Annotated in this window: 8 protein-coding genes; 2 read left to right on the forward strand and 6 right to left on the reverse strand. The window is 64.0% G+C overall.

Going from position 1 to position 14,583, the window contains the following annotated elements; genetic code table 11:
- Positions 1–525 precede the first annotated feature (525 nt).
- On the reverse strand, positions 526–873 hold the full coding sequence (locus tag KIO74_RS10125; RefSeq protein WP_213331876.1) for a hypothetical protein: 348 nt from the start codon (positions 871–873) through the stop codon (positions 526–528).
- On the opposite strand from KIO74_RS10125, the gene KIO74_RS10130 reads away from it, so the two are divergent.
- The gene (locus tag KIO74_RS10130; protein WP_213331877.1) at positions 872–1,030 is read left to right on the forward strand and encodes a hypothetical protein; all 159 of its coding nucleotides are present in this window, start codon (positions 872–874) and stop codon (positions 1,028–1,030) included. The two genes, KIO74_RS10125 and KIO74_RS10130, sit on opposite strands and share 2 nt — an antisense overlap.
- 120 nt (positions 1,031–1,150) lie before the next feature.
- On the opposite strand, the gene glcF is transcribed toward KIO74_RS10130, so the two are convergent.
- The 3 genes from glcF to KIO74_RS10145 are packed head-to-tail and all read right to left on the reverse strand — an operon-like array spanning position 1,151 to position 5,182.
- Entirely contained in the window at positions 1,151–2,485 is a 1,335-nt protein-coding gene (gene glcF, locus KIO74_RS10135; RefSeq protein ID WP_213331878.1) for a glycolate oxidase subunit GlcF, read from the reverse strand.
- 40 nt (positions 2,486–2,525) lie between these two features.
- Entirely contained in the window at positions 2,526–3,707 is a 1,182-nt protein-coding gene (glcE, locus tag KIO74_RS10140; protein ID WP_213331879.1) for a glycolate oxidase subunit GlcE, read from the reverse strand.
- Positions 3,707–5,182 carry an FAD-linked oxidase C-terminal domain-containing protein gene (locus KIO74_RS10145; protein WP_213331880.1) on the reverse strand — a complete coding sequence of 492 codons (1,476 nt, stop codon included), beginning with the start codon at positions 5,180–5,182 and terminating at the stop codon, positions 3,707–3,709. The genes glcE and KIO74_RS10145 overlap by 1 nt, the downstream gene beginning before the upstream one ends.
- 155 nt (positions 5,183–5,337) lie before the next feature.
- Between KIO74_RS10145 and KIO74_RS10150 the strand changes: the two genes are divergently transcribed.
- Positions 5,338–6,243, forward strand: coding sequence for a LysR family transcriptional regulator (locus tag KIO74_RS10150; RefSeq protein WP_213331881.1), 906 nt, complete (start codon positions 5,338–5,340; stop codon positions 6,241–6,243).
- A gap of 448 nt (positions 6,244–6,691) precedes the next feature.
- Here the strand turns inward: KIO74_RS10150 and KIO74_RS10155 are convergent, their stop codons facing one another.
- Together KIO74_RS10155 and KIO74_RS32450 are read right to left on the reverse strand one after the other, a co-directional pair.
- Positions 6,692–10,375 (reverse strand): YadA family autotransporter adhesin, encoded by a 3,684-nt coding sequence (locus tag KIO74_RS10155; protein ID WP_213331882.1) that lies wholly within the window; start codon positions 10,373–10,375, stop codon positions 6,692–6,694.
- A gap of 534 nt (positions 10,376–10,909) precedes the next feature.
- Complete coding sequence (locus KIO74_RS32450) at positions 10,910–14,440, reverse strand: ATP-binding protein (RefSeq protein ID WP_213331883.1); 3,531 nt, start codon at positions 14,438–14,440, stop codon at positions 10,910–10,912.
- Positions 14,441–14,583 lie beyond the last annotated feature (143 nt).

Genomic DNA, 14,583 nt, shown 5'->3' on the forward strand with positions numbered 1-14,583 from the left:
CCATCTCGGTGATCCGACGAGAAGCACAACGCCAATAATTGGGTCTGTCCGGAAAAGCTGCGGTTGGAGATGGAGCTCCCCGCTCTTGTGTCGGAATATTGATTGATCAGAGTATCAGAGCCTTTCACACGGCTCTTCCAGATCTTGCAAGCTCAACCGGCTTCTCCGAAGCCGGGCTGAAAGCTTCCCAAATCCTTCCCGATGTTAATATATTCAAGCTAGCGAATATCTCAGGGAAATTATAAGACCGTCGATTGAATGGCGCGGCTAAATAAGAGAACGGCCATGTGGGATAGAGTTCACTCCCGCGCAATATATCCCCGGGCTGTCTATGCTCTGCCTTTCCACAAATAAAATGACGCACAAATAAAATGACGCGAACGGAAGCACTTAAGCTTGCTCCGTCCGCGCCACAACAGTCAACAAAGTCATTTTTTGGCGCCTGCACGCAGGCACTTTACTTCAATCACGTCGCCGCACAGACGCCTATCATACCCCCGGTCGATGGCGCTGGGCAAACTGTGATCAATGCTCAGCCGGAGCCGCGCACATGACCAGGCTGACCGTCTTGTAGCCAGCGCGCGTCTCGATACGACCCCAGGTGTCGATGCCTTCGGCGCCGAAGATGCCCTCATCTTCCGGCGGGATGAAGTTGTTCTGCGCGTCGGCGATGTGGATGTGGAAGCCTTCCGGCACCTCGAAACCGTTGATCGCGCGCGCCGTTGCCTCGGGATCCTGCGCGAAGGCATCGAGCAGGGACGGATCGTCATAAACCGCCTTCGCGACGCCGCGCATCTTGGCGTAGTCGACGTTGGCAAGTTGCCCGGCATTGGCAGCGACAAACTCTCTCAGGGTGTTCGTGGTGGTGGTCATGGCCCGCCTCATTGGGAATATGGTTAATAAATCATTAACGCTCTATTTTTCCCGAAATGACAAGACCTTCCGTAATAGTTTTCCGCGCAACCAACTTTTGCAAGGGGAAATGATGCCTTCGCAGGCGCAAAAAGGGAGCGCCATCACATCATTGTGATTGCTGTCAAGCTTGCAGATTTAAGGGCGAAATTTGGCGCGAGTGATACATCACCGGCCGATCGATTCGGCAGGTAATTCAGTAATATTTCGATGTTTTTTTCGCTTTGCGCCGGAGCGATCAGCCCGGTTCACGCGCTCCCAGCGCGGCAGGTATTGGGCCACCATCCGCCCAATCCAGAAGCTCAACAGTATGCAACAAAATCATATCAGAATTGCGTTCTGCGAAACCCTTGCGGAGCTGTTCGAGGCATCCAATGTTGCCAGTCGCGACGATTGTCGCGCCGGTACGGGCGATATTGGCGGTCTTGCGGCTGCGAAGCTGCCCAGATAATTCGGGTTGCAGGAGATTGTAGGTTCCAGCAGATCCACAGCAGATGTGCCCTTCTGGCACGTCCTTTACTGTAAAGCCCGCGCGCTTGAGCAAGGTTTTGGGCATTTCCCTGATCTGCTGTCCATGCTGCATAGAACAGGCTGAATGGTAAGCGACGACATAGCCTTCACCCGCATTAGCCCGGGCAAGCTCGAGGGTGGCGAGATATTCGGTGATATCCTTCGCGAGCGCGGCGACGCGCGCTGCCTTGTCCTTGTAAGCGGCGTCCTCGCGGAACATGAAGCCATAGTCCTTGATCGTCGTGCCACAGCCGGAAGCCGTGATGACGATGGCGTCGAGCCCCTGCCCGTCGATCTCGCGCGTCCAGGCGTCGATGTTGCGCTTGGCGAAAGCATGGCTCGCCTCATCGCGCCCCATGTGGTGCACGAGCGCCCCGCAACACCCCTCCCCCGCCGCAAGGACCACCTCGATCCCGTTGCGCGTGAGCAACCGGATGGTCGCCGCATTGATGTCCGGGTTGAGCACCGGCTGCGCGCAGCCGCTCAGCAAAGCGACCCGCCCGCGACGGGCCCCGACAGCCGGTATAACGCGCGGCCCGGGATCCACCGCGCGCGGCGGCAGACGGCTTGGCGCCAACGCGAGCATGGCAGAGAGACGCGTGCCGACCTTCGGCAGCTTACCCAGGAGGCCCGCGAAAGGCTTGCCCAACCGCGCCGCCGCCAGCGCCATCCGGAAACGACCGGGATAGGGCAGCACCTGCGCCAGAATGCTGCGCAGCAATCGGTCGTGCCACGGGCGCTGGTATGTCTCCTCGATATGCGCGCGGGCATGGTCCACGAGATGCATATAGTTGACGCCCGACGGGCACGTCGTCATGCAAGACAGGCACGAGAGGCAGCGGTCGATGTGCGTGACCACCTCAGGCGTGGCAGGCTTGCCTGATTCAAGCATATCCTTAACGAGGTAGATGCGCCCACGCGGGCTATCAAGCTCATCGCCAAGCAGAAGATAGGTTGGACAGGTCGCCGTACAAAATCCGCAATGGACGCAGGTCCGCAAAATCGATTCAGATTCCCGCATCTGCGGATCGATCAACTGCTCGGGCCTGAAGTTCGTCTGCATCGCAGTCTCTACTCTATTTGGGTATCGGCTGGCGAGCCTGTCAAACGCCGTCGTACATGCGGCCGGGCTCGAAGACCCCCTCGGGATCGAAGGCGTGCTTGATGTCCTTGCTCAACCGCATCAACGGCGCCGCGATCGGGTGGAACACCGCCACATTGGCGCGGACCTCCGCCGGTGCGCGGATCAACGTCGCGTGGTCGCCTGTCGTTGTCACGATCGAGCGGATGACCGAGGCTCCCGCGTCACCGTCCACCGGCACACTGAGCCAGATGAGCCCGCCGCCCCAATCATAGGTGAAGCGGCAATCGAGCGCCCGTGACAGGGCGGATGTGATGTCCGCCGCGCGGGACGGCGCGGTCGAGACGCGCCACACCGCATCGCCATCCCGCATGAAATGGGCGACATCGCGCACGTCCCGCCAGAGCGCGGCGCCCTCGCCATCGTCCAGGATCTCTCCATCCCCGAAGGGCGAGAGCAGAGCCCGCAACGATTTCAGGCGGTAGTCCACCGAGAAGGCGAAACCCTCGGTGCGCAACAGCGTGCGTGCGCCCCTGCCATCCATCGCAGGCACATGCGCCGCGCCACTCACCTCGAAGGGCGAGCCGAGCGCTGCCGACAAGGCAGCGATGGCGCGCTTGTCGTCCAGGCCATGCAGCACCAACGTCGCGCGACGTTCGGGTTGCGGCAGCACCTTGAAGGTGACCTCGGTGAGGAAGGCCAGCGTCCCCCAGCTCCCCGCGAGCAGCTTGACGAGATCAAGGCCGGTGACGTTCTTCATGACACGGCCGCCGGATTTCACGATCTCGCCGCGCCCATTGACGGCGCGCACACCGATGAGGCTGTCGCGGCACGCACCCGCCATGATGCGTCGGGGGCCGGACAGATTGGCGGCGGCGAGCCCGCCGATGGTCGGCTCACCCGCGATGCCCAGCAGCGCCCTGAGATCCGGCGGCTCGAAGGACAGTTCCTGCCCGTTGCCGGCCAGTGTCCGTTCCACCTCGGTGAGCGGCGTGCCGGCGCGCGCGCCGATCACGAGCTCCGCCGGCTCGCAAAGCGTGATCCCGGAAAGCCCCTGCGACGACAGGCTCTCGCGATGGACGACCGAGCGGCCGACGCCGGCCTTCGTGCCAGCGCCCGCGACGCCAAGGGCAACTCGCTGCCCCGATGCCGCGGCGATGACGGCGGCAGCCTCCTGCTCACTCTGCGGAACATATGTCGTCATCACGCAGCGACCGCCTTGCCGGCTATGTCCACCCAGCCTTGAGGCGGATCGCGCCCCTCCAGCGGAAAGACCTTGGCCGGGTTGAGAAGCCAGGCCGGGTCAAAGACCGCGCGTATCCGCATTTGCTGGGCGAGGTCGACGGAATTGTATTGCTCGGTCATCAGGTCGCGCTTCTCGATGCCGACGCCATGCTCTCCGGTGAGGCACCCGCCCACTTCCACGCAGAGCTTGAGAATCTCGGCTCCGGCCTGCTCGGCCTTCTCCAGCTCGCCGGGTTTGTTGATGTCGTAGAGAACGAGCGGATGCAGGTTGCCGTCGCCCGCGTGGAAGATGTTGGCGACCTTGAGCCCGTGGCTCTCGCAGATCTCGGTGATGCGGCGCAGCACGAGCGGCAGCTGCCCTGTCGGGATGGTGCCGTCCATGCAGAGATAATCGGCGATCCGCCCCATCGCGCCGAAGGCGGACTTGCGCCCCTTCCAGATGGCGGCGCTTTCGGCCTCCGATTGCGAGACCTTGACGGTCATGGGCGAGAACCGGTCGGCGATCGCGCAGATCCGTGCGAGGGCGTCGTCGATCTCCTCGTCCGAGCCTTCCACCTCGACGATCAGCATGGCCTCGACATCAAGCGGATAGCCCGCATGCGCGAAGGCCTCGCAGATAGTGATCGCAGGCTTGTCCATGAACTCCAGCGCCACGGGAATGATACCGGCGCCGATCAGCGCCGCCACGCATTCGCCGGCGAGTTCGTTGGACGCGAAGCCGAACAGCACGGGCCGCGCCCCCTCTGCCTGACGCAGAATACGCACCGTCGCTTCGGTGAAGACGCCGAGCTGCCCCTCCGAACCTGTGATGAGGCCGAGCAGATCATAACCCGGACTGTCGAGCGCATCGCCGCCGATCTCCACCACGGTGCCATCCAGCAGAACCATGGTAACGCCGATGAGGTTGTTGGTGGTGACGCCATATTTCAGGCAGTGGGCGCCGCCCGAATTCATCGCGATATTGCCCGCGATGGTGCAGGCGAGCTGGCTCGACGGGTCCGGGGCATAGAAGAAGCCCTCCGGCGACACCGCCTGGCTGATAGCGAGATTGGTAATGCCCGCCTGTACGCGCGCCGTGCGATCGGCATAGTCGACGGCGAGCACCTGGCTCAGTTTGGAGGTGCCGAGCACGATCGCATCCTCCTGCGGAATCGCCCCGCCCGCCAGCGACGTGCCGGCGCCTCGTGGCACCACCTTCACGCCCTCGCGGTGACAGAAGGCGAGCACGGCGGCCACCTCCGCCGTCGAGGTGGGCAGCACCACCGCCAACGGCATGCGACGATAGGCGGTGAGCGCGTCCGTCTCGAAGGCGCGCCGCTCGTCCTCGCTGGTAATCAGGCTTTGCGCAGGCACGAGAGCCGCGAGCGCCGCGATGATCGCATCACGGCGGGCCAAAATCGCGGAATCGGGGACGGGAAATGCGATCGACGTCATGAAACCCTCCCGAATCGAGCTTTCCCGGCCATTCTGACTCCTGACCGGGCTGCAATCCCCTGACTATTGAACGACTCTAGCCTATTCGAAAGGCTTTGACAGGGCACATAATCAAGACGACATTATTTCTCTTTTGGAAATAATGTCGCAGGCCCATGGACCAGCTAGGGGATCTCGATATCTTCGCCCGCGTCGTCGCAGCCAAGGGCATGTCGGCGGCGGGCCGCGAGCTCGGGTTCTCCGCGGCGGTCGTCTCAAAGCGCATCCGCAGGCTTGAGGAGAGGCTGGGCGTCAGGCTCTTACAGCGCACGACCCGGCAGATCAGCCTGACCGAGGCGGGCCAGGGCTTCTACGAGCGTGTCGTCTCCATTCTCGCCAGCATCGAGGAGGCGGAAGCCTGGGTGGCGCGGGGCAGCAGCGTGGCGCGCGGCGTGCTGCGGGTATCGGCTCCGACCTCCTTCGGCCGCCTGCATATCGCCCCCCATCTCAAGGCTTTCCTTGACCGTTACACCGCCGTGACCGTGGACCTCGACCTCTCGGACAGCTTCGTCGACGTGGTGGGTGAGGGCTTCGACGTCGCCATCCGCATCGCCGATCTCGCCGACTCAAGCCTCGTCGCGAAGCGGCTCGCGCCCAACAACCGCGTGCTCTGCGCGACGCCGGCCTATCTCGCCCGCTACGGCGAGCCGCAGAGCCCCGCCGACCTCGCCCGTCACACGCTGCTCGTGCACAACGCCGATCATTGGCGGTTGTCCGGGCCGGATGGGCCCGTGACGGTGCCCATATCCGCGCCGCTGCGCACCAACTCGAGCGAGGTCGTGCGGGAAGCCGTGCTCGCCGGCATCGGCATCGCGCTGCGCTCGACATGGGATATCGGGCCGGAATTGCAGGCGGGACAGCTCAAGGCGGTCCTGCCCGACTACGGCGGCTCGCACCGCGTCGCCGTCTACGCCGTCTATCCCAGCCGCAGGCATCTGGAGCAGAAGGTGCGCGCCTTCATCGACTATCTCGGCGAGCTTTACGCGCCGACGCCCTATTGGGACCAGGGGCTCGCACGCTGAGAGCCTCCCCCACCCTGCGCGTGCAATTGCAGCATGCGCTTGCTGCATCGCAAAAAAAGCGGGCATCAGTTGCCCATTGAAGCGGCACAGAGAACCCTGCCGCCGACGCGGCGGCGAGCGAATATCCGGATCGCCCGGCATTTTCGAACTGGCACGCTGATTGCTTTCAATAGCGGTGAAATCTGAGGGGAAGCGGCCAACGCTTCAGAAAAAGAGGGCGGTCATCCCACCGGGATGGCCGCCCCATCATTTTCAACACCCCTGCGGTCCTGCCGCCAAGGTTTTGTCCCCTGGGCCTGCTCCCATTATCTCGGCCCGTGATGAAAAAGAGCCGGGCCTCTCGGCCGCGGCTCAAGTTGTTTTCGTAGCGCCAGAACAAGGGGTCTCGAAGGCATGGCCGTGAGAGGCGGCCAAGCCGGCAGAAACGGCCAAGCCGAGACGTCCCGACTTAGAACTCCATCGCAACACCCACGCGGCCGACATGCTCCTTGCCGCCACCGTTGGCGTAACCGGCGTGGATCATGACAGGCATCGCCGTGTCGAGGCGATGGGCGACGCTGACGCCGAAGCCGAACTCGCTGCGGTAGAAGCCGGTGGAGGCGGAGACCGTCGTCTTGCCAGGAGCCGACGGGGTCAGCGCCGGAGCCAGGGCGGCCGTCGCCGCGATACCGCGCCGGGCCTCCTTCTGGATGGTCCGCGTCTCACTGTACAACTGGCCGACGTTGACGGCATCGGTCGCCAGAACACCAGGAGCCACATTGGTGATGCGGCGTTCCGCGCCAGGCGCGCCGACGGACACGGTATTCGGGGCGTCCGCCACCGAACCAGCGCCGAGGGCGACCGCGTTCGTCGCGTTGGCCGTCACCAGCGAGTTGGCGCCAAGCGCCGTCGAATTGTCGGCCTCGACCCTGGCGTTGTTGCCGAGCGCCGTGTCGTTCGGGCCTGCCGCGAAGGCATTGCGGCCGATTGCCGTGCCACCCGAGCCCATCGCCTGGGCCCCTGCGCCGAAGGCTGTCGCCCCTTCACCCATCGCCTGCGCGCTGGCGCCGACCGCCGTCGCGTAGGATGCGCCGGCAACTGAGTTGCCACCCACGGCCACCGACTGCTGTCCGGAGGTGCGGCCAGCCACGACGGTCGATGTACCGCCGCCGCCGAGAGCCGCCGTCAACTGTTTGACGGTAACAGCATCATTCTCGTTGATGCCTTCCGCGACGTTGGTGATGCGACGGAGATTTCCTTCCGATCCGACGGATACCGTATTCTCTTCGGTCGCCGTCGAGTTGGCGCCGAGTGCCACGCTGTTCTTCGCGGTTGCCTTGGCGGCATAGCCAAAGGCGGAGGAATAGTCAGCGAGAGCTTCCGCACTGTTGCCGTAGACTGTGGAGTTCAGACCGTAGCCCTTGGCACCAATACCGTTGCCGAATGATCCGGGCTTCAGGTCCGCAAGCGTGGTCTCGCCGGCGGCCAAGGTGGCGACCGCGCCTTCTATCACGTTATACTGCTTCATATTGACGGCATCCTCGTTATTGATGCCGTCGGCGACACCGGTGATGCGTTGCGCGGTCTTGGTACCAGCGACATCACGATAGGCGGAGTAAGCGCCGCCGTTTCCAGCGGTGGCATCGTATTTGAGGGTTGCCGACAGATCGACGGACTGGTTGGTGATTTGCTCCTGCAGCGTGAAGAGCTGGCTGCCGACGACCACCTCGGTGCTGTCCTTCGCGACCTTGCCTTCCGCGACACCGATGATCTTGCGCGTCGTGAGCTGACCGTTGACCATGCGCCTGGCATCGAACAGTTTTTGCGTCGTGCCGTCGTAGTCCTTGCCGGTGGCATAGGTGAGCGCGCCATCAAGCTTGCTCTGGACATCCGTGTTGATCGTCGTCACGGCATTATCGACATACTGCTTGTTCGTCGCATCGAAGTTGTCGGTCGGGTCGGCCACGCCGGAGATGCGTGTATTAGCGCCGCCGCGCACCGCGGAATAGGAGCCACCGACATACTTCAGGGCGTTGCCGTCAAGTGTAGTGAGGTTGTTCGTCACGGTGCCGAGGTCGGTCGTCAGCGTATCGATGCGTGTCTGTTCGACCTTCAACTGCTTGAAATTGATCGCATCGTAGTCATTCGTGCCTTCAGCCACATTGACGACCTTGCGCCGCTGGGTGATCGTGCCCACCGATACCGTATCGTTCTCGCCGGCCGTCGATCCCGCGCCGATGGCCACCGCGTTGATCCCAGACACGCTTGCTCCCGCGCCGATCGCCACGCCCTTGGTAGCCGCGCCATCGACATTGGCGCCGTCACCGATACCCACACCGGACGTGGCATTGACCGTCGCCGCGAAACCCAGGGCGACCGCGTTGGCCTTGCCCGAGGTGTTCGCACCGATGATGACCGCGTTGGTCTCGGCCGACGTGGTGCCGGCATTGGCACCGATAACCACGCTGTTCTGGCCGCCGCCAGCCGTGCCGCCCGCATTCATGCCGATGCCGACAGCACCCTCCGCCGCCGCGTTCACACCGGCGCCAAGCGCGATGGCGCCTTTACCAGCGGCTTTGCTCTGCCGGCCGATCGCAACACCGTCCTCGACAGACGCGGAGGCCGAGCTGCCGATAGCAACCGCATTCTTCGCCGATGACAAAGCATTCTGTCCAAATGCGACACCGCCATCTTGGGATGCCTTGGCTCCGGAGCCGATCGCCGCTGCGCCCGCGCCGGCCGCTTCGGCCGACTGACCAAGAGCTAGGGACGAAGTACCCGAGGCCTTCGCGCTAAAGCCAAAGGCTGACGCGTTGTCACCCGAAGCGTTGGTGCTTGCACCGACCGCAGTTCCATTCGCGCCACCCGACTGCGCGCTCGGTCCGAGCGCCGTGCCATCCGAACCTGCGGCGGCTGCCTGAAAGCCCAGGGCGACCGCGCGCTGGCCGCTCGCGCTGGCTTGGTTGCCGAAGGCGCTCGAATTGAGCTGCGACGCCGAGGCATTACCCACAGCTGTCGCCCCTTCCGCGTCAGCCTTCGCCGAATGGCCGATGGCCACCGTGTTCAGCCCCGTCGCCGTGGCGGACTGGCCGATCGCGACGCTCGCCGCACCGCTGGCATTCGTGTCGATGCCGACCGCCACCGCGCCGGCGCCTGCCGTGCTCGATCCCGTATTGGGCGAAACGACAAGGCCGTTACCGGTTGTGGTTTTGACCTTGACATTGTCGATGTCGGATGTGGTGAGGATGTTCTCACCTGTCACGCCGATTTTCGCCGTCGGACTCGCGCCGACAACCTGAACGGATGTCACCGTCGAGTCTGTGATGGTGGAGTTCGTCGCCGTGAGATTGGTGACTGTCGCGTCCTTGAGATTGGCGTTATTCAAGGTGTTTGCGTTACCGACTAGCTTCAAGCCGACCGCCTTGGACACAGTGCCGTCGGTGACCTCGACATTTGTCACTGTCGACGATGAAATGCTTGATTGCGTAATACTGGATGCATCGACCGTGGCATTCTTCAAGCTCGACGAGGCTTCCAGGGCGAGCGTTGAGCCCGCCTGACCGGTGATGGCCGCGTTCTTCAGGGTCGCGCTCTCGACGATCGCCGACTTCAGCGACGATGTCCCATCGAGATTGAGTGTTGCGCTGCCCGTTCCAGTGATGGTCGCATCCTGGACGGTCGAATTCTTGACCGTCGCTTTCGTCAGGGACGTTTCCCCGTCCAGATTCAATTTTCCGGCATTTGTACCCACAATCTCCGAGTTCGAAATTTTGGACGTGTCGATTGTGGATGTCTTGAGCGTCGAGGTTCCATCAATGCTGAGATTGGCAGACCCGGTGTTGGTCAGCGTGAGCTGACCTGTGTAGTTAATCTGCGCTCCATCACCGCTGAGCTTGGCATTGTTGAGCTTTGAACCTGCTGTTTCATCTGTGACCTTATAGTCGCCACCGGCGATAGAACCACTTTCCGAGATGACTTGGGCCTTCGCCGCCGTCGCCGTCAGCGCACAAGCCAGAGACACCGCGCTCACGCTGCCGAGTACAGCCGCCGCATAGCGCAGGGATTTGGGACGCTTTTTCTTTTCACCGATATCGGCTTGCGCTGGCTTCGTCTTGCCGGGCCGCGCCAATTTTGTCTTTGCAATGGCTGCCACTGAAAATCTCCTGTTATTCTCGAAAATTCGCGCAATCAATCACTGCGACGCCGCCGGCATCGCATGGCTTTCAGTCAATCCTTCGGGAACACAACGCGCAAACGTCACGTCACCACGCGGCGGCAACGTCGCAGCACTTCGCGGGCATGATTCCGCAGGAATAGACCGCGGACACATGCCGGCGTCATTGATTCACGCCGCGTCTCGACATGGCGAGAGGCCGCGCTTGACAAGGGAACATCTATTGAGATGAGACCGCAATTCCAAAGCGGACTTCTGTTTTACTTGATCTGGAATTGCTCACATACGCGCGTCAGACGAAAATCTGTCACGCCACGACTGGAATGGGCCCACCTTGGTTTATACACACAGCATCAGCGTGGCAGTTCGCGCTTGAGCGCATGCATATGACGCAATATGCGGCCGCGCGAACGGCCCGATGTAAAGTTGCCACAGAGTTAATAGCGCTGGGACGGCGGATAGTTAACGAGTTGTTCACCAATGGGGCGACCCGGCCAAGGGCAAAGGCCCCGCCTATTCGGCGAGCACCCGCGTGCGCGGCAGCACGATCTCGACCAGCGTGCCCTCGCGCTTGGCGCTGGTGATCGACAGCGCGCCGCGGTTGGCTTCCACCAGCGCCTTCGTCAGCGGCAGGCCAAGCCCCGTGCCGCCGTGGCGGCGCGAGGTGGCAAGCTGGCGGAACGGCTCCAGCGCCTGCTCGATCTCCGCCGCCGACATGCCGATGCCAGTGTCGCGCACGCGGAGCGCGATCTCGCCGCGGTCCGTCAGGGCGGTGGAGACGATCACCTGTCCACCGGCATCGGTAAACTTCACCGCGTTCGACAGGATGTTGAGCACAACCTGGCGCATAGCGCGCTCGTCCGCCACCACAGGGGGCAGCTTGGGCGCGAGCGAGGTGCGCAGCACGATGCGGGAGCGGCTCGCCTGCGGCTGCATCAGCGCGACACAGCCCGCGACGACTTCGTTCAGATTGACGCTCGCGAAATTCAGATCGAGCCGGCCCGCCTCGATCTTCGCGAGATCCAGGAGATCATTGACGAGGCTGATGACATGCCCGCCGGAGACGTGGATGTCGCTGAGATATTCCTTGTAGCGCTCGTTGCCGATGGGGCCGAAGCGCTCTTCCTGCATGACCTCGGCAAAGCCGATGATCGCGTTCAGCGGCGTGCGAATTTCATGGCTGATCTTGGCCAGGAAGTCGGACTTCTGGGCGCTCGCCTCCTCGGCCGCCTTCTTTGCCCGCATCAGATCGGCCTCGGCCTTCTTGAAGGCCGTCATGTCGCGGGCGACGACACAGAACTTGCGGTTCGGCGGCTCGCTCACCCGTCCCATGGTGATGGTGAGCGGGCTATGCCCCCCCTGGCGGACCCGGCCGACTACCTCGCGCCCGTCGTTCATGACGCTGGCGACGCCACCGGCCTTCAGGCCCTCGAGATAATCGACGGCGACGACATGACTTTCCGGAGCGAGCAGCAAGGTGAAGAACTCGCCGGCAATATCGCCCTCGTCATAGCCGAACAGCGCTTCGGCGGAGCGATTGAGGGACAAGATCCGGCCGGCATCATCCAGAATGATGACGCCGTCGGTGGCTGTGTCGAGGATCTGGCTCAGTTCCTGCGCCTGCCCCTCGTGCAGCACGAGCTCGCCTTCGAGCGCGCGGATGCGGTCGGCGATCTCGGGCTCCACCGAGCGGCGGAAGGACAGAAGCGTCGCCGGCGCGCCGTTCCATTCCAGCGTGGTCAGCCGGGCATCGACCGCGAGATCGTCGCCATTGGCGGCCTTCAGGGCAATGGGCGCCGCACCATCGCCAACCTGGGCGCGGCTGGCGAAGAGGTTCCACAGGCCGACAGCCGCGAGGCCGGTGATGTCGGCGTAGCCGAGAAAGTCGAGCAGCGTGCGATTGGCATAGAGAATGTCATCGCCGCGGCTGACCAGAATGCCGATAGGCAGCTTGTCCGTCAGCGGCGCGAAGGAAGGCCGCTCACCCACGTAGTTGATCGCGCGCGCGCTCTTGCGATCCTGCGCGCGGGCCATATCGGCGCCGGATTGCCGGGACTTGCCGTCAGCCGCTTCGGACACAGCAGGGTCCGGAGCCAGCTGTACCGGTGAATCCTGTTGTCCAGAGGCAGCCTGCTCGTCATCGCCGCGCGCGGGCGTCGGCCCGGGGCCGGGCGGCGGTCCCGCATCCGGCGCGCCACCGGGCTCTTCCTCGCCGAGATAGCGCGCACCGAGCGCGCGCGCGATCTCACGAAAGGCGTTGCGCTCGTTCGTCGAAAGGGAGGGCCGCTGGGGCTGGCGCGCATCAGCCTCGCCACCCTTGTCCCGGGCGGTGTCCACCACGCGCAGCGGAACCACCTTGGGCGTCCCGAGCGTGGCGCGAACTTGCCCGCGCACCGCCGCGAATTGTCCCGATGTCTCGCCTTCGCCGCTCGCGGGCGTGGCCGAGGCGCCATCCGACGCCGTCTGATCGTTGGCGGGCGGATCGGTCGGCCGCACCGGCTCGACGCGGGCCTCCGCCACCGTCTCGCCACCTGCCTCCTGAGGCGGGACAGCGTCGCCGTCCGACGCCTTGCCATCGGCATCCCGGTTGGAGACATCCGCCGGCAACACGCCATCCTCGCCGCCGGCTTCCGGCTGTGCGGCCGGGGCCTCATCCGGCGCGGCGGAGAGGGCGGGCATCGCGGGGCAAGCAACCTCCACCGCGATCGGTGCCGTAGGGGCCGGCTCCTCGTGCGCGGCCATACTATCCGATTGTTCGCGGGCCGCCCCATCCTCGGAGGGAGTCTCTTCCTTCACAAAATCCTGATCGGAAGGCACCTCGTCGGGGAGTTCGTGATTTGAGAGTTCGTGGCCGTCGAGATTCTCCGACCGCGCATCCTCCGCCGCGACGCCCTCGATGATCTCGGCCTCGACGGCGTTCACGACGACCGTGGCGACCTCCGCCTGGCCAGCCTCATGCGCGTCGTATATCGGCTCGTCGGCCGGGGCATGCGGCGCCAATACTTGAACCGTATCGGCAGACGGCTCCTCGCCGCCATCGACCGGAGACGACACGCTCGCACTCTCGACCGCCTGCTGCTCAGTGACCGCGACGGGCTGCCCGACCGGCTCGCCATAAGGCTCCGGCACAGGAGCGGGCGGTGCATTGATCGCGGTTTGCTCCACCACGGCGACGGTCGAAGGCTCGGCCAAGCTGTGGGGTGACGCGCCGCCCCTGCCCTCTTCCTCATCGCCTTCGGCGTCCCGGCCCTTATCCTGCTCGGAACCGGCGTCCTGAAACGCGAAGTCCCGCAGCCCGTCCAGACGGCACAAGCCGTAACCCTGGACAATTGGCTCCCCCTCGGCGGTCACCACGAGCGCGCCCAGTTCAACCGGAAGCAAGGCCTCCCCAGAGCCGACTTGCCACAGGACCGAACAACGCGGCCATGTCTGGCGACGCGCCAGGGCCGCCACGATATCCCCCTGCGGGTCGCGAACGATGGAGCCGATCAGATCATCCCAGCGCCGGCCCACAATGTCGGCCGCATCTGGCCCGACCACGGTCGCGAGCTCCGGCGAAACCCTGATGAGACGGCCCTCGATATCGGAAGCCCAGACGAAGCGCAGGCTCCGGCGTGTGTTCGCCAGCGCGCGTATATATGACGGAAGGTCGGGAGGCCCAGCGGGCAGGTCCGCAGCCGCGCTCTCCATGCCGCTCATATGCCCGCCGGCCTGCCGGTCAAGCTGATCGTCCTCGGGCTCCGCAACCGATGGGGCGAGACCGCGCGTTATTTCGCGCACAGTTATTCCGCGCGGGAGCGCGCCAACGACAACGGTGGCGAGCAAGGTTTGACCTTCGCCAGCGGCGACGGGACGGCAAGCCAGCGTCACGATGTCACTCTGACGACCGCTATTGATACGCCAGCGTTCAAGGCGCACGCCATGGGGCGGCATACGGAGAGCCAGCCGCGCAAGCCGGCTTTCCGTTTCGGAGGTCAGAGCCCTGGTTCGATCATCGGTGAGAGCGGCAACAAGCGGCCTGGCCTCGGCGGAGGCCCATATCACACGGGGCTCCGCCACTGACCATACTATCACTGCCGTCCTGGACTTCAGGAACGGCGCCAGCGATGTGTCTCGCCGTAGATCGGCTATCACCGCGCTGAACTCCTTCAACTCAGCCTTGATCCGCTTTGATACCGATCGCGCCA

The organism is Chelatococcus sp. HY11 (genome assembly GCF_018398335.1).
Lineage (GTDB): Bacteria > Pseudomonadota > Alphaproteobacteria > Rhizobiales > Beijerinckiaceae > Chelatococcus.